21 protein-coding genes and 2 pseudogenes are annotated in these 22214 nt (G+C 65.7%); 12 read left to right on the top strand and 11 right to left on the bottom strand.

Annotated features, from left to right (window positions below; translation table 11 throughout):
- Positions 1-3 precede the first annotated feature (3 nt).
- Positions 4-924 (top strand): phosphatidylinositol-specific phospholipase C, encoded by a 921-nt coding sequence (locus BFF94_RS11145; RefSeq protein WP_219139322.1) that lies wholly within the window; start codon positions 4-6, stop codon positions 922-924.
- 289 nt (positions 925-1213) lie between these two features.
- On the opposite strand, the gene BFF94_RS11140 is transcribed toward BFF94_RS11145, so the two are convergent.
- Positions 1214-1825, bottom strand: a complete 612-nt coding sequence (locus BFF94_RS11140; RefSeq protein WP_128843720.1) for a LysE family translocator — start codon at positions 1823-1825, stop codon at positions 1214-1216.
- A gap of 88 nt (positions 1826-1913) precedes the next feature.
- Between BFF94_RS11140 and BFF94_RS11135 the strand changes: the two genes are divergently transcribed.
- Positions 1914-2441: a GNAT family N-acetyltransferase gene (locus BFF94_RS11135; RefSeq protein WP_128843721.1), complete on the top strand. Its 528-nt coding sequence runs from the start codon at positions 1914-1916 to the stop codon at positions 2439-2441.
- An 18-nt stretch (positions 2442-2459) separates the two neighbouring features.
- Here the strand turns inward: BFF94_RS11135 and BFF94_RS11130 are convergent, their stop codons facing one another.
- The 3 genes from BFF94_RS11130 to BFF94_RS11120 all read right to left on the bottom strand — a co-directional run bounded on the left by BFF94_RS11130 (position 2460) and on the right by BFF94_RS11120 (position 4574).
- Entirely contained in the window at positions 2460-3521 is a 1062-nt protein-coding gene (locus BFF94_RS11130; RefSeq protein ID WP_128843722.1) for an alkene reductase, read from the bottom strand.
- A gap of 81 nt (positions 3522-3602) precedes the next feature.
- On the bottom strand, positions 3603-3911 hold the full coding sequence (locus BFF94_RS11125) for an ArsR/SmtB family transcription factor (protein ID WP_128843723.1): 309 nt from the start codon (positions 3909-3911) through the stop codon (positions 3603-3605).
- Between the two features lie 297 nt (positions 3912-4208).
- Positions 4209-4574 (bottom strand): winged helix-turn-helix transcriptional regulator, encoded by a 366-nt coding sequence (locus BFF94_RS11120; protein WP_128843724.1) that lies wholly within the window; start codon positions 4572-4574, stop codon positions 4209-4211.
- 91 nt (positions 4575-4665) lie between these two features.
- Here BFF94_RS11120 and BFF94_RS11115 point away from each other — a divergent pair, with 91 nt between their 5' ends.
- The 5 genes and pseudogenes from BFF94_RS11115 to BFF94_RS11095 all read left to right on the top strand — a co-directional run.
- Positions 4666-4992 carry a nuclear transport factor 2 family protein gene (locus tag BFF94_RS11115; protein WP_128843725.1) on the top strand — a complete coding sequence of 109 codons (327 nt, stop codon included), beginning with the start codon at positions 4666-4668 and terminating at the stop codon, positions 4990-4992.
- A complete protein-coding gene (locus tag BFF94_RS11110; RefSeq protein WP_128843726.1) occupies positions 4992-5771 on the top strand; it encodes an SDR family oxidoreductase in 780 nt (259 codons plus the stop codon). The genes BFF94_RS11115 and BFF94_RS11110 overlap by 1 nt, the downstream gene beginning before the upstream one ends.
- Before the next feature lie 37 nt (positions 5772-5808).
- Complete coding sequence (locus BFF94_RS11105) at positions 5809-6435, top strand: DNA-3-methyladenine glycosylase I (protein WP_128843727.1); 627 nt, start codon at positions 5809-5811, stop codon at positions 6433-6435.
- A gap of 28 nt (positions 6436-6463) precedes the next feature.
- Positions 6464-7633 carry an alpha/beta fold hydrolase gene (locus BFF94_RS11100; RefSeq protein WP_128843728.1) on the top strand — a complete coding sequence of 390 codons (1170 nt, stop codon included), beginning with the start codon at positions 6464-6466 and terminating at the stop codon, positions 7631-7633.
- 125 nt (positions 7634-7758) lie between these two features.
- Positions 7759-8727: pseudogene (locus tag BFF94_RS11095) on the top strand (D-2-hydroxyacid dehydrogenase family protein); the annotation flags it as partial.
- A gap of 274 nt (positions 8728-9001) precedes the next feature.
- Here BFF94_RS11095 and BFF94_RS11090 read toward each other — a convergent pair.
- From BFF94_RS11090 to BFF94_RS11080, 3 genes are all read right to left on the bottom strand, one after another.
- Complete coding sequence (locus BFF94_RS11090) at positions 9002-10141, bottom strand: patatin-like phospholipase family protein (protein ID WP_128846577.1); 1140 nt, start codon at positions 10139-10141, stop codon at positions 9002-9004.
- 294 nt (positions 10142-10435) lie between these two features.
- Positions 10436-10777 carry a cupredoxin domain-containing protein gene (locus tag BFF94_RS11085; RefSeq protein ID WP_128846580.1) on the bottom strand — a complete coding sequence of 114 codons (342 nt, stop codon included), beginning with the start codon at positions 10775-10777 and terminating at the stop codon, positions 10436-10438.
- Positions 10778-10796: 19 nt separating this feature from the next.
- The gene (locus tag BFF94_RS11080) at positions 10797-11741 is read right to left on the bottom strand and encodes a metallophosphoesterase family protein (protein ID WP_128846584.1); all 945 of its coding nucleotides are present in this window, start codon (positions 11739-11741) and stop codon (positions 10797-10799) included.
- A 256-nt stretch (positions 11742-11997) separates the two neighbouring features.
- On the opposite strand from BFF94_RS11080, the pseudogene BFF94_RS11075 reads away from it, so the two are divergent.
- The 3 genes and pseudogenes from BFF94_RS11075 to BFF94_RS11065 form a co-directional block, all read left to right on the top strand.
- Positions 11998-12243 (top strand): annotated as a pseudogene (locus tag BFF94_RS11075) (inorganic phosphate transporter); the annotation flags it as partial.
- Positions 12244-12324: 81 nt separating this feature from the next.
- Positions 12325-14076 carry an ABC transporter permease gene (locus BFF94_RS11070; protein WP_128846587.1) on the top strand — a complete coding sequence of 584 codons (1752 nt, stop codon included), beginning with the start codon at positions 12325-12327 and terminating at the stop codon, positions 14074-14076.
- 11 nt (positions 14077-14087) lie between these two features.
- Positions 14088-15434, top strand: a complete 1347-nt coding sequence (locus BFF94_RS11065; RefSeq protein WP_219139320.1) for an ABC transporter ATP-binding protein — start codon at positions 14088-14090, stop codon at positions 15432-15434.
- Positions 15435-15543: 109 nt separating this feature from the next.
- Here BFF94_RS11065 and BFF94_RS11060 read toward each other — a convergent pair whose 3' ends face one another.
- Entirely contained in the window at positions 15544-15807 is a 264-nt protein-coding gene (locus BFF94_RS11060; RefSeq protein ID WP_246637275.1) for a type VI secretion system baseplate subunit TssF, read from the bottom strand.
- 94 nt (positions 15808-15901) lie between these two features.
- Positions 15902-16780: a MurR/RpiR family transcriptional regulator gene (locus BFF94_RS11055; protein ID WP_128842518.1), complete on the bottom strand. Its 879-nt coding sequence runs from the start codon at positions 16778-16780 to the stop codon at positions 15902-15904.
- A 369-nt stretch (positions 16781-17149) separates the two neighbouring features.
- Between BFF94_RS11055 and ggt the strand changes: the two genes are divergently transcribed.
- Both ggt and BFF94_RS11045 read left to right on the top strand, forming a co-directional pair.
- The gene (gene ggt / locus BFF94_RS11050; RefSeq protein WP_128842517.1) at positions 17150-18901 is read left to right on the top strand and encodes a gamma-glutamyltransferase; all 1752 of its coding nucleotides are present in this window, start codon (positions 17150-17152) and stop codon (positions 18899-18901) included.
- 185 nt (positions 18902-19086) lie between these two features.
- The gene (locus BFF94_RS11045) at positions 19087-20415 is read left to right on the top strand and encodes a dicarboxylate/amino acid:cation symporter (RefSeq protein WP_128842516.1); all 1329 of its coding nucleotides are present in this window, start codon (positions 19087-19089) and stop codon (positions 20413-20415) included.
- A 17-nt stretch (positions 20416-20432) separates the two neighbouring features.
- Here BFF94_RS11045 and BFF94_RS11040 read toward each other — a convergent pair whose 3' ends face one another.
- Both BFF94_RS11040 and BFF94_RS11035 read right to left on the bottom strand, forming a co-directional pair.
- Entirely contained in the window at positions 20433-20831 is a 399-nt protein-coding gene (locus BFF94_RS11040; RefSeq protein WP_128842515.1) for a DUF3331 domain-containing protein, read from the bottom strand.
- A gap of 44 nt (positions 20832-20875) precedes the next feature.
- On the bottom strand, positions 20876-22168 hold the full coding sequence (locus BFF94_RS11035; RefSeq protein ID WP_128842514.1) for an NAD(P)/FAD-dependent oxidoreductase: 1293 nt from the start codon (positions 22166-22168) through the stop codon (positions 20876-20878).
- Positions 22169-22214 lie beyond the last annotated feature (46 nt).

The raw sequence follows: 22214 nt of genomic DNA, 5'->3' as shown, positions 1-22214 counted from the left end.
TTCATGATCCCTTCGAGCCACGATACGTGCACGCCGCCCGCCGACTGGATGTCGGCGCTCGACGATGCGCGGCTGCTGCATACGCTGACCCTACCGGGCAGCCATGACACCTGTGCGTATACGGTCGACGATCGGCTCGTGCGCACGCAGCGCGCGCCTCTCGACGCGCAGCTCGCGCACGGCGTGCGGCTGTTCGACATCCGCTGCCGGCACGTGCGCGATGCGTTCGACATCCATCACGGCGGCATCGCGCTCGGCATGACGTTCGACGACGTGCTCGCAACCTGTACGCGTTTTCTCGATGCGCATCCGCGCGAATGCATCGTGATGTCGGTGAAGGACGAGTGGCCGGCGCACGCGTGCACGCGCGGTTTCGATGCGACGTTCGACGCGCATCGCGCGCGGCATCCGCGGCTGCGCTGGCATGCCGGCGGCACGCTGCCCGCGCTCGGCGACGTGCGCGGCGCGGTCGTGCTGCTGCGGCGCTTTCGCAGCGGCCGGCCGCTCGGCATCGACCTGACCGCGTGGCCCGACAACGCGACGTTCACGATCGACCATCCCGACGGCGCGTTCGTGATCCAGGATGAATACCGCGTGCCGGTGGCCGCGTCGATCGGCTGGAAGTGGCGCGCGATCGACACGCTGCTGACGCACCTGCCGTTGCCGGACAGCGGCCGCTGGGCGATCAATTTCTGCAGCGGGACGGGGATGGGCGCGAATCCGTCGGTGGTCGCGCACGGCGACGGCAGGGTGCAGGGCATTCATGCACGGCTGGCCGAGCGATTGCGCGAGCAGCGCGGCCCGTACGGCGCGATGCTGCTCGATTTCTGCGATGACGACGATTGGGCGCTGGTGCGCGCGCTGATCGCGTGCAACGACCATGCGCCGGCGCCGGGTGTCTGGCGCAAGGCGATTCGCTGCTAGCGGAGATTCGCGCTGAAGAACGCGAGCGCCTTCGTGTCGAGTGTTTCGTTGAATGCGGCGCGTGCACGTCCTTCAACGTAGCGGCGGTCGGGAATGCGTCGAGCGGATCGGCGAGCACGTAGGCCTTGATGCGCGGGTCGTGCGTCAGCGGCTCGCGTGGCAGGTCATGGTCGCCGATCGTCATGCAGAAATGCAGTCGGTCGTTCCGGGCCATTCGTTTTGCCACGCTTGCGCGTCGGACATCATGGCGGCCCGACAGGCGACGACGTGGCGGGTAACGGGTAGCCGCTCAACGCGTCGCGATCGCCACCGCCGCACCAGCCATCGCGGTCGCGCTCGTGCGGTTGGCGATCCGCTTGGCACGCGCCGACGTCAGGAAGGCCCGTGCACGCGACGCGAGCAGCGACCAGAAGCAGTCGGCAAGGATCAGGACCGCGAGCATCGTGCCGACCAGCTCGGCCCACGCGGCGACACCGACGTGCGTGAGGTCGACGATGGTCGGCAGCAGCGCGAGATAGAACAGCATGATCTTCGGATTGCCGAGCGTGACGAGCATGCCCGCGGCGAACATGCGCCACGGCGACTGGCCGCGCGGCAGGTCGTCGGCGCCCGTATCGGTCGGCGCGGTCCACATCTTCCACGCGAGGAACAGCAGGTACGCGGCGCCGAGCAGCTTCAGCACGATCAGGCCCGTGTCGAACGTGCGTGCGAACGCGGACAGCCCCGCGACCGCGAGCGTGAGCCACAGCGCTTCGCCGAGCCACATCGCCGCGAGGAACGGCAGCACGTCCCGCACGCCGTTCGTCAGCACGCGCGCGACGAGCGCGGCGACGCTCGGGCCGGGCGTGCCGGCGGTGACGAGCAGGGCGAAGGCGAAGACGGAGAGTGCGGAGAACGTCATGACGGACCTCGTGGGTGGGGGCGTTCGAAACGTATGAGGTTTCGATTATAGTGACGGCCGTTCCAGACCGCCTGCCCGAATTGCCTTCATGACTGCATCGATCCTGATTCGTCCCGCCACGCGGGAAGACGCGGCCGCGATGGCCGCCGTGGAAGTCGCCGCCGCGCAGCGGTTTCGCGAGATCGGCATGGCCGACATCGCCGATGGCGAGCCGACCGATGCGGCCGCCGTACTCGTGCGCATCGACGGCGGCCGCGCGTATGTCGCGGTCGATCCGCAGGGTACGTGCGTCGGGTTTGCGTTCTACCGGCTGCTCGATGCGCAGCGGCTGTATGTGGAGGAACTGGATGTCGCGCCGTCGCATGCCGGACAGCGGATCGGCGCGCGCCTGATCGAACAGGTGATGGCGCGCGCGGCGCAGGAACGTATCGCACAGGTCGTGCTGTCGACGTTTCGCGATGCGCCGTGGAATGCGCCGTACTACGCGCGCCTGGGTTTCCGTATCGTCGACGACGCAGCGCTCGACGACACGCTGCGCGCGATTCGCGCGTATCACGTCGCGCTCGGTCTCGACGAAACGCAGCGCGTGTTCATGCGCGCGGCCGTGCGCGCCTGAACACGTGCTGTCCGGCCGTCAGGCCGCGTCGCTCAGCGCCGGGTAATCGGTATAACCCGTTTCGCCTTCCGCATAGAACGTCTCCGGCACCGGCTTGTTGAGCGACGCGCCGAGTTCGAGGCGGCGCGGCAGGTCGGGGTTCGCGATGAACAGCTTGCCCCACGCGATCGCGTCGGCGCTGCCGTTCGCGAGCGCAGCCTGCGCGGTGTCGAGCGTGAACTGCTCGTTCGCGATCAGCGGGCCGCCGAACGCTTCCTTCAGGCGCGGGCTCAAGTGGTCGCCCGAATACGATTCGCGCGTGAAGATGAACGCGATCTTGCGGCGGCCGAGTTCGCGCGCGACATAGCCGAACGTTGCCGCCGGATCGGAATCGCCCATCGTGTGCGCGTCGCCGCGCGGCGCGAGGTGTACGCCGACGCGGCCGGCGCCCCACACGTCGATCGCGGCGTCGACCACTTCAAGCAGCAGGCGTGCGCGGTTCTCGATCGGGCCGCCGTATGCGTCGGTGCGGCGATTGGTGCTGTCCTGCAGGAACTGGTCGAGCAGGTAGCCGTTCGCGCCGTGGATCTCGACGCCGTCGAAGCCGGCCGCCTTCGCGTTCTCGGCGCCCTTGCGATATGCGGCGACGATGCCCGGGATTTCGTCGAGTTCGAGCGCGCGCGGCGTCACGTACGGGCGCTGCGGACGCACGAGGCTCACGTGGCCGCCCGCTGCGATCGCGCTCGGCGCGACCGGCAGGTCGCCGTTCAGGAACACGGGATCGGAGATCCGGCCGACGTGCCAGAGTTGCAGCACGATGCGTCCGCCGGCTGCGTGCACGGCCTGCGTCACGCGCTTCCAGCCCTCGACCTGCTCGTCGGACCAGATGCCGGGCGTGTCCGCATAGCCGACGCCTTGCGGCGTGACCGACGTTGCTTCGGTAATGATCAGGCCGGCCGACGCGCGCTCGGCGTAATAGCGCGCCATCAATGCGTTCGGCACGCGCGTCGAGCCCGCACGGGAGCGGGTGAGCGGCGCCATCACGATGCGGTTCGGCAGGGTCAGGTCGCCGAGGGTAACGGGATCGAACAGCGTGGGCATGGCAGATAACCTCTTCACGAAAGGCGGGAAAGCCGTCGCGTCATGTGCGACAGCGGCCCGCATGGCCGGTTCGGCCGTTGGCTAGAGTTCGCGGCGCAGGGCGTCGTGAAATGCGTCGATGACGGCCTCGTTGCGCCGGAAGAACGCCCACTGGCCGATCCGCGTCGACGTCACGAGCCCCGCGCGCTGCAGCGTTGCGAGATGCGCGGAGACAGTCGACTGCGACAGCCCGCAGCGCGCGTCGATCTGGCCCGCACAGACGCCGTTTTCGTACGGCAGCGTCTGTTGCGGGAAATGCGCGTCCGGCGTTTTCAGCCAGACGAGGATTTCCCGGCGCACGGGGTTCGAGAGCGCTTTCAGGATCGCGTCGATGTCGAGTTCGGTCGGCATGGATGGGGTTGGCGTTTCGGTCGGGCAAACGGGTATCGTCGATGGGCGAATCTTATATCGTGATTCGACGATATGTTTGAAAGCACTACCGGCTATGGGGTTGATAGGTATCGACATACAAAAAAAATGACCGTACTTGGGGGACGGCGAGGAGATGGTCAAACAAGACCGCACCTCACATTTCACTATGCGATGAGTCGACGCAATCGATGCGTAGGCCTCGAGATCAATGCTGTTCAGGCGGGGGTGTCGTGGGAGATCGGGCGGCGTAGAGGGGATTGTCGGTTAACTCAATCATCAGTCGCCGGTGTCCTCGTCCGGAACGGGCGTCGCAACCAGGGCGTCGCGTTTTTCCGCCCATTTCAGCATCGCATCCAAAGCAGGACACAAAGCCTGTCCCCAATCCGTTAGACGGTACTCAACTTTCGGGGGGACTTGCGGATACAGCTTTCGCGACACGATTCCATCGGATTCCAATTGCCGGAGTTGTTGGGCCAGCATCTTCTGGGAAATCCCGGGGATCAACTTCTCGAAATCCGAATAGCGTTGTACTTTTCCATCGAACAAATGGAAAAGGATGATCAGTTTCCATCGACCTTCCAGCAGTCGAAGAACTTCCTCTACCCCCAGTGCGGCGGTCGCTGGCGTGTATATCTTTCCCATAGCACAGTAACTTACTTTTCGGTGCGTTCTTGTTGAATGGATAGTCTATGGTGAAAATGCTAGTACAGCAAACTATCGCGAGAACGCAACCATGTCCCTCTCACTACCCGATCCAGTCTCCGCCTACTTCAAGATCAGCAATGGCGAGGACATCACGCACATCGCGCGGGTCTTCGCGCAGGATGCGCTCGTCGTTGATGAAGGCCGGACGTACCAGGGCCATGACGCCATTGAATCCTGGCGACGGGAGACGCGGAAGAAATTCGAGTACACCGTGGAGCCTGTCGGCGTTTCCCGAGAAGGTGGCCGGCTGACGGTCACGGCGAATGTCGTGGGCGACTTCCCGGGTAGCCCTGTCCAGCTCGACCATGTGTTCAGCCTGGAAGGCGACAGGATCAAGTCATTGGAGATTCGGTGATGCCCATGAACCTGGAATTGCAAGGCAAGCGCGTCTTGGTGACGGCAGGCACCAAGGGGGTTGGAAAGGCCGTCGTCGGCCTGTTCCACGAACTCGGCGCGAAAGTCCTCACCACGGCCAGGGGACAGCCGACCGATACGCTGGCTGACGTATTCGTCGCAGCAGACCTGACGACAATCGACGGCTGCGACGCGGTGGCAAAGGCTGTCACGGCCCACTTTGGAGGCGTGGACATCATCGTCCACGTCGTGGGTGGTTCGACGACACCTGGTGGAGGCTTCGCCGCATTGGGCGAAGACGAGTGGCGGCGCGAATTGAACCTCAATCTGCTTCCTGCCGTCCGGCTGGATCGTGCATTGTTGCCCGGCATGCTGGCAAAGGGTGCCGGCGTCGTCATTCATGTCACGTCGATCCAACGCGACCTTCCCTTGCCGGAATCGACTACCGCCTATGCGGCGGCGAAGGCCGCGCTCTCGACATACAGCAAGAGCCTGTCGAAAGAAGTTTCACCCAAGGGCATTCGTGTCGTTCGGGTGGCGCCTGGCTGGATTGAAACAGAGGCATCCGTGGCGCTGGCCGAACGGCTTGCCTTGCAGGCGGGCACGGACTACGAGGGTGGGAAAAAGATCATCATGAATTCACTGGGCGGCATTCCGCTGGGGCGGCCATCGCAACCCATCGAGGTGGCGAACCTCATTGCATTCCTGGCTTCCCCGCGCGCAGCAACGATCACCGGAACGGAGTATGTGATTGACGGGGGCACGATTCCTACTGCATAGGCATTCGGAAACATAGAGCGACAAGGGTGACAAAAGAATGATCGACAAGGGACCCATCGCCCGATGCGTGTGGGCTGACAGCGATCCGCTGATGCGGGTGTATCACGACCACGAGTGGGGCGTGCCGATCCGCGACTCACGCTTGCTGTGGGAGACGCTGATGCTTGAAGGATTCCAGGCCGGATTGGCCTGGATAATCGTACTGCGCAAGCGCGATGCCTTCCGAAAGGCATTTTCGGACTTTGATCCGGAGAAGGTTGCACGCTACGGTGAGCAGGACATCTCTCGGTTGATGGCAGATGCTGGAATCATCCGAGCCAAAGCAAAGATCGAGGCCACGATTCGTGGGGCACGAATCTATTGCGAAATGGAGGAGCGGGGTGAGCGTTTCAGCGACTTCTGCTGGTCGTTCACCGATGGAAAAGTATTGCAGGGGGATGGGCAAGGCTGGGTAGCAAGTTCGCCCCTTTCCGAGCGAATCTCGAAAGAGTTGAAGAAAAAGGGTTTCAAGTTCATTGGCCCGACGATTGTGTATGCGTGGATGCAGGCTGTCGGCATCGTCAACGATCACTCGATTGAATGCTTCCGACGGGATCAGGTATCGCATGCGGATCACCGCAACGGGCCCGCAGCGCGCGACGGATTCTGCGACCATCGCCGTTAAAGTCATACCAACCAATCGGCCCGTCACCATGTCCCTCATTTCCGCTGCCCTTGCCCGAATCCGGCTGTCGCGGGCGTTGCCGACTTTCCGAAGGCTGTCATACGCCGTTTCGCTTGCAGTTGCCTGCGCCGTTGTCGGCGTGCTGGGCGGCGCGCATCCGGCCGAAGCCGCCACGTCCTCTCAGCGCGCACGTCTCGATGCGCCGGTCAAGGCCGTCGCGGACCAGCGCGTGGCTGTCGCTACGCCGCAGGGCAGCGCGGTGCTGCCCGTCTACGCCGACCATCCGCTCGACCAGGCCGCGCCTGACGTCACGCGCGTGTTCATCGTGATTCACGGCGCGCTCCGCAATGCCGACGCGTACTACGCAGCGGGGCTCGAGGTCGTCGAGAAAGCCGGCGCCGCCGGCAAGGGCACGATGGTCGTCGCGCCGCAGTTCCTGACGCGCGCCGACACGCGCGCATTCTCGTTGCCCGCGCAAACGCTCGCGTGGACGCAGGAAGGGTGGAAGGGCGGCGACGCGGCCCGCCAGCCGGGGCCGGTCAGTTCGTTCGCCGCGCTCGACGCGTTGCTCGTGCATTTCGCCGACCGCAGCCTGTACCCGTCGCTGTCGACCGTCGTCGTGATCGGCCATTCCGCCGGTGCGCAGTTGCTGCAGCGCTACGCGGTGACCGGGCATGAAGGCGATGCGCTGATGCGTGCCGGCATCGCCGTGCGCTACGTGGTCGCGAACCCGTCGAGCTACCTGTATTTCGACGACGAACGGCCGAATGCCGAGGCAATCTCGGGCGGCACCTGTCCGCGCGCGACGGAGTGGAAATACGGGCTGAAGTCGGCGCCGCCCTACGTCGCGTCGCAGGACGCGCGCGATCTCGAAGCGCGCTACGTCGCACGGCATGTCGTGTACCTGCTCGGGCAGGCCGACACGAACCCGTACACGCATTTCATCGACCGTTCGTGCGCGGCGATGGCGCAAGGCCCGTACCGTCTCGCGCGCGGGCTCGCGTATTTCGATTACCTGAAGAAGCGGCATCCGGACGATCTCGCACATCAGGTTGTCGAAGTGCCGGGCGTCGGGCACGACGATCTCGGCATGTTCACGTCCGCTTGCGGGCTGGCTGTGCTGTTCGGCCAGGCATTGCCGCAATCGTGCCCGGTCATCGCCGGCACCGCGCCGGACATGCGCGCGGCGGGGCAGTGAGCATGCGCGCGGTGTGCGTGCGCGACGTCAATCGATCGATCAGAAATATGCAGGAATCGGCAAGATAAATTCATTTCCCTGCGAGGCGCTCCCGGTTCAGGATGACGGCGTTGCCAGGACCCCCGATGAACATCACGATCCTCGACGATTATTTCGACACGCTGCGTACGCTGCCGAGCTTCCGCAAGCTGGACGGGCACGCGGTCACGATCTGGAACGATCACGTGCAGGACGTCGACGCGCTGGCCGAACGCCTGCGCGATACGGAGGTGCTGGTGCTGATCCGCGAGCGCACGCAGATTCGCGCGCCGCTCATCGAGCGGCTGCCGAAGCTGCGGCTGATCAGCCAGCGCAGCGTCTATCCGCATATCGACATCGATGCGTGCACCGCGCACGGCGTGATCGTGTCGTCGAACCCGCACGCGGGCACGCCTTCCTATGCGGCCGCCGAGCTCACGTGGGGCCTCGTGCTTGCCGCGATGCGCCAGATTCCGCAGCAGATGCGCGCGCTGCAGGCTGGCAACTGGCAGATCGGCGTCGGACGGACGCTGCGCGGGCGCACGCTGGGCATTTACGGTTATGGCCGGATCGGCGCGGAGGTCGCGCGATACGGCGCTGCGTTCGGCATGAACGTGCTGGTCTGGGCGCGCGAAGCGTCGCTACGGCGTGCGCGCGACGACGGCCGGGACACGGCGCCGGACAAGCGTGCATTCTTCGAAACCTGCGACGTGCTTTCACTGCACATGCGGCTCGTGCCGGCCACGCGCGGCATCGTGACGGCCGAGGATCTGGGCCGGATGAAACCCGACGCGCTGCTCGTGAACACCAGCCGCGCGGGCCTCGTCGCCCCGGGCGCGCTCGAAGCGGCGTTGCTGGCCGGCCGGCCCGGCATGGCGGCTGTGGATGTGTACGAGACGGAGCCGCTGCGCGACCCGCGGCATCCGTTGCTGCATTTACCCAATGTCGTCTGCACGCCGCATATCGGCTACGTGACCGAGGACGAATACGAAACGCAGTTTTCGGATGTATTCGACCAGATCGTGTCCTACGCGGCCGGGCAGCCGATCCACGTGGTCAACCCGGACGTGCTCGCGCGCGAAACGGCATCGATCGAGCCGCTGATCCTCGACCTGCTCGAATGGATCGGGCCCGGCGCGCGGCCTTACGACGAGGTGATCGACGCATGGCGTACGTCGTGTCCACGCCTGCCGGTGTGGGAAGAAGCCTGCGCGCGCGGCTACGTGATCCGGCACCATGCGCCCGGCGGCGCGGCGGAGGTCGAGGTGAGCGCGGCCGGCCGCGCACGCCTGCAGGCCGATCGCGCGTGATCGCGCCGGTGCGATCGGCGCGCGGTTGCGGCGCCGCGCGTCATGCCGTTTTTTCAGCGGCGGGCGGTGCATCCGGGTCGAATACCGTCAATCCTTCCGTCGGGTCCATCGGCAGGTCCCACGGACGGGCCGCGATGGCCCGTTGCGCGGCGTCGTAGCCGGCCTGACGGCGGGCCGCGATACCGGCCGGCGTGAAATCGATGTCCTTGAACTGATTGTCGCCGTCGAGTCGCGGTGCCGCGAGCTTGATCAGGTGCATCGTGGTCTCGCATCCCCACGCGGCGAGCCGGCGCACGGCCGGCGCCGTGCGATCCGCTTCCGGCACGTGCCGGACCAGTTCGCGGATCACGTGGCGCAGCCGGTGAATCTGCTGCTGGCGCGCGATATGGCTGTCGGTGCGGCTCGCGTACTGGATGTCCTTCTGCCGTTCCGACACCTGCCAGATGCTCTCGGGCTCGGGGCCGGCCGGATTCCACATCTGCACCGAAAAGATGATCGAGCTGCGGCGCGGGTTGTCGTCGAGCACGACCTCGACCGGCGTATTCGAATACACGCCGCCATCCCAGTACGGCTGGCCGTCGATCCGTATCGCCGGGAACGCGGGCGGCAGCGCGCCCGAGCTCATGATGTGCTCGATCTCCAGCCGCGTCGCGCGCGAATCGAAATAGCGCATCGTGCCCGTGCACGCATTGACCGCGCTGACGGTCAGGCGCGGGTGGCCCGCGTTCAGCAGCTCGGGATCGATCAGCGAAGCGAGCGTGTCGCGCAGCGGTGCGATCCGGTAATACGACGCGCGATCGACGCCGAGGCGCACCATCGGCCCGAGCCACGACGCCGGATTGGGCTGGAAGAATCCCGTAATGCCGCCGCCGATGATCATCAGCTCGGCCAGCGTCCGGTCCCAGCCGGGCAGCAGCGGCGAGACGTCGAAACGGGTCCGTTCGGTCACGCGACGCCAGAATGCCGACAGTTTTTCGTAGCGCCGTTCCGGTGGATTCCCGGCGATCAGCGCCGCGTTGATCGCGCCGATCGACGTGCCGACCACCCAGTCGGGCCGGATACCGGCTTCGTCCATTGCCTGGAAGACGCCGAGCTGGAACGCGCCCAGTGCGCCGCCGCCCTGGAGCACGAGCACGACTTGCCCGGGAAGGTCCATGCGTGCCGGCTGGCTCGCGGTCATGGCTTGCCTCGCTGCGTGTGACGGTGGGTCGGATCCGAACAGTTCGATTCAGTTTAGGCGATCGGCGGCGGGGGATCGTCCGCACCGCACTGGGCGGCAGCGTTCACTTCGCCAATCGCTTTCGACCCTTCGGTACGACCGGGGCGGGGGCGGGCTTCGCTGCCGGCGCGCGCCGCCGTGTCGCAACGCGCATCGTTCATGGGCGGCTCCGTCTGCCACGCGGGCGAATGGGACGAGGGTCATTGTAGGTGGCGGCCACCCCCCGTTCGTCCGCGCGTGTCGTGACGAGCCGCGTCATTCGACGGTGATCGTCTCCTTCATGTACGGATGAATGCCGCAGAACACCTTGTAGACGCCCGGCTTGTCGAAGCGGAACGAGTACGTCTCGTCCTGGTCGAGCGCCTTCGAGTGGAAGATGCCGGCATCGTTGACGACGGTGTGCGGCTCCCCGTCGAGGTTCTTCCACGTGATCGTCGTGCCGGCCTTGATCGTGGTCGACATCGGCGAAAACATGAAGTTGTGGATCGTCACGAGCGGGCCGTCCGGGCCCTGCGCGAACGCGGCGAGCGGCGTGCCGGCGGCGGCCGCGTACAGGATCAGCGCCGCGATGATTCGAGATTGTTTGAAGCGGGTCATGTCGGTCTCCTCATGTCTGTCAGGCCAGCGTCGCGTCGTGCAGCGACGATGTGACCGGATGGCCCGCGAATTCGACGGTCGTCACGCCGAGCATCGCGGGCAGCCGGTCGCGCGGCACCGTGAGCGGCACGGGGCCCGGGCCGTTGCCGGCCGTCGGCTGCGGGAACGCGGTGGAACGCGCGGTGTGGAACGTCACGTTGCCCTCGACCTTCGACACGATCTGGTGGATATGCCCGTTCAGCACGGTGACCGAACCGAAGCGGCGCAGCAGCGCCATCGTCTGCGGCGCGTCGCCGGTGCCCCAGCCCCACGGCTCGTAGATGGTCCACATCGGCATGTGCGAGAACACGACGATCGGCGTGCTCGACGAGCGGCCCTTCAGATCCTGCGCGAGCCACGCAAGCTGATCGTCGCCGAAGCTGCCGAGCCCGTTCGGCTTGAAGTGCATCACGTTGACGAGGCCGATGAAGTGCACGCCCGCGTGATCGAAGCTGTAATAGCCGCGGTTGTCCGATGCCTTGCCGAACCGCCCGAAATATTCGGCGCCGGAACCGTCGGTGACGTCGTGCTCGCCGGGCACCGTGTGCAGTTCCGGCACGCGCAGCGCGGACAGCAGTTGCGACGCGTGGTCGAACTCCTCGGGCTTGGACAGGTGCGTGATGTCGCCGGTATGGATGGTCAGCGCGGGCATCGCGGGCATCGCGTTGACGAGGTCGATCGTCTGCCGCAGCGTGGCCGACACGTCGGGATTCGCCTCCTTGTTGAAGCCGATATGCGTGTCGCTGATCTGCACGAACAGCGGCCGGCCCGCGTCGGCCGGGCGCGCGTCGCCGGTCTGCGCGAGTGCGAGGTCGAACGGCGTCAGGATGCCGCCCGACAGCGTAAACAGCGTGCCGAGGCCGCCGAAGGCCATGCATTGCAGCGCCTTGCGGCGCGACGGGCGGGTGGGGGTTGATGAAGACATGTGAGCCTCGCAATCGTATGACGAAACCGGACGGCCGGATCGTCCTGGAATAAACCGGCGCCTTCGCGTGCCATACCGGCGAAGCGACGGTTTTATTCCCGCGCGTGACGAGATCGAACACCCGTGTTCGCGTCCGGCGGAGCGGTGCACGATTCCCGAAAGATGACGTGTCAATGTCCTGTAAGTGACACGTCACATTTGCGTCATGACCGCCCGATAGCCTCCCACTCCGAGTCACCTCTCCGGAGCCCCTTTCACGTACGGGCAGGGCGCGTCGGCCGAGGCCGTCGCGATGCTGACGATCGGGATGGCCGACGCGTACGGGCTGCCGGTGCCGACGACGCACGTGCTCGCGTCGGGCGTGGCCGGCACGATGACGGCGAGCGGCTCGGGTCTGCGACGGGATACCGTGCGCAACCTCGTGCTCGCGTGGGTGCTGACGCTGCCCGCATCGATCGCGCTGTCGGCCGCGCTGTACTGGGCGCTGCACGGGTTGTTCTGACCGGCGCCGGCCCAAGCGACACCCGGCCGCGCGGCACGCGGCCGGTCCCATCGAATTTCAATCCGACACAAGACGCTACCGATGGATATCAGATTCGATCCGAACCGCACCGCGAACGCCTCGGCGTGGCGCGTGCTCCCCAACCGCTGGGATGCCGTCGCGTTTCCGCTGATCATCTGCCTGCTGGCGATGGCGATCGTCGGTTTTCACCAGACGATGGCGCCGATCGGCGTCCTGCAGACGCAGAAGATCTCGCTCGATCCGTCGAACCTGCCCGAATACGCGTTGCGCACCACGCTGCGGATGCTTGCCGCGATGGTCGCGTCGCTCGCGTTCACGCTCGTGTATGGCACGCTCGCGGCAAAGAGCCGTCGCGCGGGCATGGTGCTGATCCCGATCCTCGACATCCTGCAGTCGGTGCCGGTGCTCGGCTATATCTCGTTCACCGTCACGTTCTTCCTTGCGCTGTTCCCGGGCCGCGTGCTCGGCGCCGAGCTCGCGGCGATCTTCGCGATCTTCACGAGCCAGGCATGGAACATGACGTTCAGCTTCTACCAGTCGCTGCGCACGGTGCCGCGCGACCTGAGCGAAGTGTCGCGCGGCTTTCACCTGACGTCCTGGCAGCGCTTCTGGAAGCTCGAGGTGCCGTTCTCGATGCCGGGCCTGATCTGGAACATGATGATGTCGATGTCGGGCGGCTGGTTCTTCGTCGTCGCGTCGGAGGCCATCACCGTCGGCAACCAGACGATTACGCTGCCGGGGGTCGGCGCGTATCTCGCGCAGGCCATCTCGGACAAGAACCTCGGCGCGGTCGGCTGGGTGATCGTCGCGATGTCGGTCGTGATCCTGGCCTATGACCAGTTCCTGTTCCGCCCGCTCGTCGCGTGGGCCGACAAGTTCCGGATGGAGAACACCGCGTCGGGCGATGCGCCGCAATCGTGGCTGCTCGACATGATGCGCCGCACGCACCTGATCCATCAGTTGCTCGTGCCGGCCGGCTGGCTGCTGTCGCAGGCCGCGCGGATTCCGCTGCGCGTGCCGTCGCTGAAGGGCACGCGGTCGCGCGATGCGTCGGCGCGCCGTTCGTCGCGCATCGGCGACATCGTGTGGGGCGCGTTCGTGATCCTGCTGACGGCGTACGTCGTGTGGCACGTCGTCACCTTCGTCGCGACCGGCGTGACGATGGGCGAGGTCGGGCACGTGCTCGTGCTCGGGCTCATCACGCTGCTGCGCGTGATCGTGCTGATCGCGATCGCATCGGTGATCTGGGTGCCGCTCGGCGTGCTGATCGGGCTGCGCCCCAAGCTGGCCGAGAAGGTGCAGCCGCTCGCGCAGTTCCTCGCCGCGTTCCCGGCGAACCTGCTGTTCCCGGTGTTCGTGATCGTGATCGTCCACTTCCATCTGAATGCGGACATCTGGCTGTCGCCGCTGATCGTGCTCGGCACGCAGTGGTACATCCTGTTCAACGTGATCGCCGGTGCGATGTCCTATCCGAACGACTACAAGGAAGCGACGAAGAATTTCCGCATCCGCGGCTGGCAGTGGTGGCGGCAGGCGGTCCTGCCCGGCATCTTCCCGTATTACGTGACCGGCGCGATTACCGCGTCGGGCGGCGCGTGGAACGCGAGCATCGTGTCCGAGTTCGTGCAGTGGGGCGACACGAAGGTCGTCGCGCACGGCCTCGGCGCGTACATCGCGCAGATGACCGCCGCCGGCGACTTCCCGAAGATCATCCTGGGCATCGCCGTGATGTCCCTGTTCGTTACCTTGTTCAACCGTCTGCTGTGGCGTCCGATGTACGCCTATGCGGAATCCCGGCTCCGTCTTGATTGAGAGTAAGCGCGATGCAAAATTCGACCGTTATCAACGCCCCCGTCAAGCCGTCCCAGCCGCTCCAGCCGCCGCGCCTCGGCGACGAAATCCTGCGCGTCGAGCACGTGAACCGCGGCTTCAACAAGTCGCAGGGCGAATTGCTCGTGCTCGACGATGCGAACCTGTCGCTGCGCGAAGGCGAGATCGTCGGGCTGCTCGGCCGCTCGGGCTCGGGCAAGTCGACGCTGCTGCGGATCATCGCCGGCCTGATCGAGCCGACCGGCGGTGAAGTGACCTACCTCGGCAAGCCGCTGAGCGGCCCGGCCGAAGGCGTCGCGATGGTATTCCAGACCTTCGCGCTGTTCCCGTGGCTCACCGTGCTGCAGAACGTGGAAGCCGGGCTCGAAGCGCTCGGCGTCGGCGCGCGCGAGCGGCGCGAGCGTGCGCTGGCCGCGATCGACCTGATCGGTCTCGACGGCTTCGAGAACGCGTACCCGCGCGAGCTGTCGGGCGGCATGCGCCAGCGTGTGGGCTTTGCGCGCGCGCTCGTCGTCGATCCGACGATCCTGCTGATGGACGAGCCGTTTTCCGCGCTCGACGTGTTGACCGCCGAGACGTTGCGTACCGACCTGCTCGACCTGTGGACGCAGGGCCGGATGCCGATCAAGTCGGTGCTGATCGTCACGCACAACATCGAGGAAGCCGTGTTCATGTGCGACCGGATCCTCGTGCTGTCGTCGAACCCGGGCCGCGTGATCGCCGAGATCAAGGTGCCGTTCAAGCATCCGCGCAACCGGCTCGACACCGATTTCCGCAAGCTCGTCGACGACATCTACGCGAAGATGACCGCGCGCCAGACCAACGAGGCGACGAAGAAGGGGCTGGAGCCCGGCAGCTGGCTGCCGCGCGTGTCGACCAACCTGATGGCCGGCCTGATCGAAACGCTCGCGATGGCGCCGTACCACGGCCGTGCCGACATGCCGGAAATCGCGCGCACGCTGCACCTGGAAGTCGACGACCTGTTTCCGATCGCGGAAGTGTTGCAGCACCTTGGTTTTGCGGACGTGCGGGAGGGCGACGTGTTCCTGACGCCGCCCGCGCGCGTGTTCGCGGAATTCGGCACGCAGGAGCGCAAGCTGATGTTCGCGGATCACCTGCTGAAGCACGTGCCGCTCGCCGCGCGGATCAGGAAGGTGCTGAACGAGCGTCCGGGCCATCGCGCGCCGCGCGTGCGCTTCGAGCAGGAGCTGGAGGATTTCCTGTCGGACGAGGCGGCCGAGGAAACGCTCGACGCGGTGATCGACTGGGGCCGTTACGGCGAAGTGTTCTCGTATAACGACAAGACCGAGGTGTTCAGTCTCGAGGATGTCGAGAGCTGATGTCTGAAGGCGGACACGTGTGGATCGATATCCGTCCAAAGTCTCACTTTGGCAAGGGTTGATGGCTTCACGTATGAGCCAGGCAAGCAGCAGACTATCTGTTGGGGCGCTAAGGTCCCCGGTTTGGGGTTACGGGATACAGCATGCCGGGGCGCGCTTCGGCAAATTCCGGGTAGTTGCCGTCGAGCCGGCTGTCTATATCCGCGGCAAGGAGGGCGAACGATTGCAACATCCGCTCGACATGGGAGTCTTCGGAGCGGTCACCGACAATTCCGACGCGAACGGCAATTTTGGAATGACTTGTTGCAAAGGTTGCAGCTGGCCGGCGCAGTAGTGAAAGTTCTCGTCCGTCATGCGGAAGCAGGTGATCCATTGGTGGGGCGCAGAACCTTGACCGTGTCGGCAATCGGAATCCGGCGCCTCAGGCCGTGGTGAATGGCGTCGTTTCCAGTTCCGCTGGCCATCCATCACTCCGGCAAATCCCGCTGATTCGTATCCTGCTCGATCCCCCCGGTATTGAGCTGCTCGATCTTCTCCATCCGCTGCCGCGCCAGTTCCGGCAGCTGGTTCGTCACGCCGATCACCAGCGCTTCGGCGAGCGCCAGCGCCGGCACGTTGGTCTGCAGCATCGCGAAAGGGCGCCCGTGGATCCGCAGCACGATCTCCGCGAACTCGCCGATCGGCGACATCCATTCGTCGGTGATCAGCAGAATCCGCGCGCCGAGTTGGTGAGCGGCTTCCGCGAACCGGATGCTGTCTCGCTGGTAGCGGCGAAAGTCGAAGATGACGAGCACGTCGCCGGGACCCATGTCGGCCAGGGTGACCGACGCGAGGTTCACATTCGGTTCGACATACTGAACATGCGGGCGCGAGTACGCGAGGGTGAACGAAAACAGCGAAGCGAGCGGCGCCGTATAGCGCCCGCCACCGCAGAAGATGCGAACGTCCGGATTGGCCAGCAGCGCCACGGCTGCATCGAACGCCGCCGCGTCGAGCCCTTCGATCGTGGTGGCCAGCGATTGGGAGAGCCGCTGGAAAATCGCCGCATGACTGTCGCGCATGCCCGAGGCGGGGTGGAACGCATCCATCCGCGCGAGCGGCGAATTCATCGCGGTGTCGATTTCGCCGTATAGCGCCTGCTGGAACGACGAGTAATTCGGAAAGCCGATCCTGACGACGAAGCGGAATACGGTCGGGTCGCTGACTTCAGCCTGCTTCGCAAAGCTGGCGATAGGCCCCAGCCCGAGACTGGGATAGCGATCCAGCAACGCCTGCGCGACCTTCTGTTCCGACGGCGTGAAGCTATCCATCTGGGATAACAGCAACGCCCTGATGCTCGTCCCCATCGGGCACTCCAGCTCTTTTATCTGAAATCTGAATGACAAACGGCAGACGGGCGTCTGCCGGCGACTCCACGCATGTTAGCCGATCGACGTGCGACGGCCCGCATACGGCCCGAAATTAGAGGGACGCATCACTCCGGCGACTGTACGTCGATCGATGTAATGAAACAAACATACATCGAGCAGCGCCTCCGCGCATAGTCACATTAAATTCAGTGATAACCCTAGGTTTTAGTGCAAAAAAGCGAGTGCTATGATCGCGGCCTCGCCGAAATGTATTGTTTATTACATGCCGGATTGGCAGCGTCGATACGCGATGACGCGGCGGCGCATCCCGGCACGGCCCGGTTAATTTGTCTGGAGGATTCCGTCATGAGGCGGCTCGTAGTTCTCACCCTGTTGTCGGCAATGAGCGTGTGCGCGTTCGCCGCTTCGGAACCCGCGGTTGAAGCGAAGAACGGCATGGTCGTGTCGTCGCAGCATTTCGCGTCGCAAATCGGCGTCGACATCCTGAAGGAAGGCGGCAACGCGGTGGACGCGGCGGTGGCGGTCGGCTACGCGCAGGCCGTGACCAATCCGTGCTGCGGCAACATCGGCGGCGGCGGCTTCATGACCGTGCACCTGGCCGACGGCCGCGACCGCTTCATCAATTTCCGCGAGACCGCGCCGGCCGCGGCTTCCGCGAACATGTATCTCGACGCGGCCGGGAACGTGATTCCGGACGAAAGCCTGTACGGCTATCGCGCGGTCGGCGTGCCGGGCACGGTGGCCGGCCTCGATCTCGCGCAGCGCAAGTACGGCAAGCTGACGCGCAAGCAGGTGATGGCGCCGGCGATCCGGCTCGCGCGCGACGGCTTCGTGCTGACGCGCGGCGATACGGACATCCTCGACACGACGATCGACCGCTTCAGGAAGGACCCGGACGCGGCGCGCATCTTCCTGCGGGCCGACGGCACGCCGCTGCAGCCGGGCGACCGCCTGGTGCAGAAGGACCTGGCCCGCACGCTCGAGCGCATCGCGGAGCAGGGGCCCGACGCGTTCTATCACGGCGAGATCCCGAAGATCGTCGAGGCGGCGGCCAAGCGCGGCGGCGGCCTGATCACGGCCGGCGATTTCGCGTCCTACCGCGCGCAGGACATGGCGCCGCTGACGTGCACGTATCGCGGCTACGAGTTCGTGTCGGCCCCGCCGCCGAGCTCGGGCGGCGTGACGATGTGCGAGACGCTGAACATCCTCGAAGGGTATGACATGCGCAAGATGGGCTACCAGTCGGCTTCGGTGGTCCACTACATGACCGAGGCGATGCGTCACGCATACGAGGATCGCAACACGCTGCTGGGCGACCCGAACTTCATCGACAATCCGGTCGCGAAGCTGACGAGCAAGCAGTATGCGGCCGAGATCCGCAAGCAGATCAGCGGCGACACGGCGACGGCGTCGGTCGACGTGCAGCCGGGCGTCGGTGTGCACGAGAAGCCGGAAACGACGCATTACTCGATCATCGACCACGACGGCAACGCCGTGTCGACGACCTATACGGTCAACGGCCGCTTCGGCGCCGTGGTCATCGCGCCGGGCACGGGCTTCTTCCTGAACGACGAGATGGACGACTTCACCGTGAAGGTCGGCGCGCAGAACATGTTCGGCCTCGTGCAGGGCACGCGCAACTCGATCGCGCCGGGCAAGCGCCCGCTGTCGTCGATGGCGCCGACCATCGTGAAGAAGGACGGCAAGGTGTTCATGGTGGTCGGTTCGCCGGGCGGGTCGCGCATCATCACGATCACGCTGCAGACCGTGCTGAACGTGATCGACTACGGAATGACGCCGCAGGACGCGGTCGCCGCGCCGCGCATCCACCACCAGTGGCTGCCCGACGAGGTCTACTACGAAACCTACGGCCTGTCGCCCGACACGCTCGCGATCCTGCGCAACATGGGCTACAAGATGGTCGAGCAGACGCCGTGGGGCGCCGCCGAGCTGGTCATGGTCGGCCTGCCGGGCACCGAAGCGGCGAGCCGCCAGAGTTCCGGGAACGATTCGTCGGTGTCCGGCAACGTGCGCGTCGGTTTCATCTACGGCTACAACGACCCGCGCCGGCCGGCCGGATCGGCGATCGGTTACTGACCTGATCGCGACATGCTGAACCCGCTGCCGCCGGCGTTCGCTTTTCCGCGAATGCCGTTGCGGCGGCAGCGCGTCCGTTCGAGGGCGTCCGCAAGCCCGACCGGCTCGCCATGCGCGCTCCCCGGCACGGCACGGGGCGCGCGCCATTCATTCTTCAACACCTTCACCGTGCGTCGAATTCCGTTATGAACAAACGAATGTCCGCGGCAGGCTGGATCCTGCTTGCGATGGCGGCCGGCATCCTGATCGGCTACCTGATCTACACGCAGTTTCCGGACAAGCAGTCCGCGGCGGAAATCGCCGGCTACATCTCGCTGGTCTCCGACGTGTTCCTGCGGCTGATCAAGATGGTGATCGGCCCGCTGGTGTTCTCGACGCTGGTCGTCGGCATCGCGCACATGGGCGACGCGTCGTCGGTGGGGCGCGTGTTCGTGAAGGCGCTCGGCTGGTTCGTCACCGCGTCGCTGATCTCGCTGCTGCTCGGGCTGCTGATGGCGAACCTGCTGCGGCCCGGCGAGAACCTCGGGTTGCCGCTGCCGGATATCGGCGCGTCCGCGCATCTTGCGACGTCGAAGTTCACGCTGAAGGATTTCGTCGGCCACATGGTGCCGAAGTCGATCGCCGAGGCGATGGCGAACAACGAGATCCTGCAGATCGTCGTGTTCTCGATGTTCTTCGGCGTCGCGCTCGCGTCGCTCGGCGAACGCGGCAAGATTCTCGTCGCGGCGATCGACCAGCTCGCGCACGTGATGCTCAAGATCACCGGCTACGTGATGAAGCTCGCGCCGCTCGCGGTGCTGGCGGCAATGGCGTCGACCGTCGCGACCAACGGCCTGTCGATCCTGCTGAAGTTCGCGGTATTCATGGGCGACTTCTACGTGAGCCTGTTCCTGCTGTGGGGCACGCTGGTCGCCGCCGGGCTGCTGTTCCTCGGCCGCCGCGTGTTCAAGCTGCTCGTGCTGATCAAGGAAGCGTTCATGCTGTCGTTCGCGACGGCGAGCTCGGAAGCCGCGTATCCGAAGATCCTCGATGCGCTCGACCGTTTCGGCGTGCGGCGCAAGATCTCGAGCTTCGTGATGCCGATGGGGTATTCGTTCAACCTCGACGGCTCGATGATGTACTGCACGTTCGCGTCGCTGTTCATCGCGCAGGCGTACGGCATTCACCTGTCGCTCGGCACGCAGGTCACGATGCTGCTGATCCTGATGCTGACGTCGAAGGGCATGGCCGGCGTGCCGCGCGCGTCGCTGGTCGTGATCGCGGCGACGCTGCACCAGTTCAACATCCCGGAAGCCGGGCTGCTGCTGATTCTCGGTGTCGACACGTTCCTCGACATGGGCCGCTCGGCCACGAACGCGGTGGGTAACTCGATCGCCAGTGCGGTGGTCGCGAAGTGGGAAGGCGAGCTGATGCCGGAAGCGGAGGCCGAAGCGAATGCGGCGCGGCTGGATGCGGAAGCCGAAGCGCGGATGAAAGTGGCGGCCCGTGATGCGGATCGCGTTACCGCTGCCTGAAGCGGAATCTCGATCCTTCAGGCCGCCTCGTCGGCGCGGGCCGCGTCGATGCACGCCGCCAGCACCATCGCGGCGGCGTTGCCCGGCGCCGAGCCGAGCAATTGAGGTGCATAGACGCTGTCGCCGATCTCGATCGGTTGCCCCGACAGTGCGCACACGCCGCGCTTGCGCGTCGTGAACAGCCGCCACTTCTGGTAGCCGTAGTGGCCGGTGCATGCGTCGCGCCACGAAATCATCACGGTGTCGGCCGTGGGCCGCTCGAGCACGCTGATGGTCGGCTTGCTCGTCGTGTCCCACGACGGCAGCCGGTCGCGTGTGACGCTGCGCCGCCGCGGGACGCCCCATGATACGGACGGCATGTCGAAGCTGCCGATCGCGGCGACGGTCATGAGCCAGGGTGCTGCACGGTTGTTCATGTCTGCATTCCTCGAAACGTTACGCGACGCCGCCACGCGCGGCATCACGACAGGCGGATGCGCGGCCGCACGCAGCCGTTGATCCGTTCGGCGATCCACAGCAAGGTCGCCTTGGAGAAACCGTGCAGCGCCTGCTGGTGCCGCCGGTAGAGCATCAGGTGGCTGAACTGCGCGAAGCGCCCCTGGATGAAGCCGCCGCGGAAGAACCCGAACTGCCCGAGCGTGCCGAACGCGTCGTAGTCGCTGATCGACACGAGCGCGCCGAAATCGTGGAACGCGAACGGCGGAATCGGCTTGCCGTCGAGCCACGCGGGCAGGTGCTTCGCGAGATGCTCGGCCTGTTGCGACGCGACCTGCGCGGTCGGCGGCAGCGGCCGTTCCTGGCCGTCGGGCAGCAGGCTCGCGCAATCGCCGATCGCGAACACGTGCTCGTCGGCCGTCGCCTGCAGCGTGGGCCCGACGACGATCTGGTTCGCGCGGTTCGTGTCGAGCCCGCCCAGCGCCTGCATGAAATCCGGCGCCTTCACGCCGGCCGCCCAGACCATCAGGTCCGCTTCCGCGAACGAACCGTCACCGTAGTGGAAGCCGTTCGCGTCGGCCGACGTCACGCGCGTCGACGTCAGCACGTGAAAGCCGATCTGTTCGAGCCGCCGCTGCGCCGACGCGGAAATCTTCGGCGGAAACGCGGCAAGGATGCGCGGGCCGCTTTCGAGCAGCGTGAGCTGCAGCCGCTCGCGCACCGTCACGTCGCCATACGCCTGCGCCACTTCCAGCAAGCGGCTCAACTCCGCCGCGAGTTCCACGCCCGTCGCGCCCGCACCGACGATCGCGACGCGCAACGGCTCGTCGAGCGCGATGCTGCGGAACACGCGCATCCGCAACGCTTCGTTGAAGGTTTCGGCCTGCTGCTGGCTGTCGATGAAATAGCAGTGCTCGCGCACGCCCGGCACGCCGAAGTCGCTGGCCTGGCTGCCGAGCGCGACGATCAGCACGTCGTATTCGAGTTCACGTGCGTCGATCACCACGTCGCCGTCCTGCGAGCGGATCTCGCCGAGTTGCACGCGGCGGCGCGCGCGATCGAGCCCCTTCAATTCGCCGGGCTGGTACGTGTAGCCGTGATCGCGGGCATGGGCGAGGAAGATCACCTGTTGCTGCTGCACGTCGCGCGTGCCGGCCGCGATCGTGTGCAGCATCGGCTTCCAGATGTGGGTCGGACTGCGGTCGACGACCGTGACCTGCGCCCGCCCGGGCCGGCCGAGACGCTCGCCCAGACGGGTCGCGAGCTGCAGTCCGGCGATCCCGCCGCCGACGATGACGATGCGTGTAGGGGTTGTCATGGATAAATCATCACGTGATGAATAAGGTATGATCCTAGCGCTTCCC

The sequence above is a fragment of the Burkholderia catarinensis genome (assembly GCF_001883705.2).
GTDB classification, from domain to species: domain Bacteria; phylum Pseudomonadota; class Gammaproteobacteria; order Burkholderiales; family Burkholderiaceae; genus Burkholderia; species Burkholderia catarinensis.
Note: the sequence above shows the minus strand (reverse complement) of the source record. Positions and strands in the feature narration are given on the sequence as shown.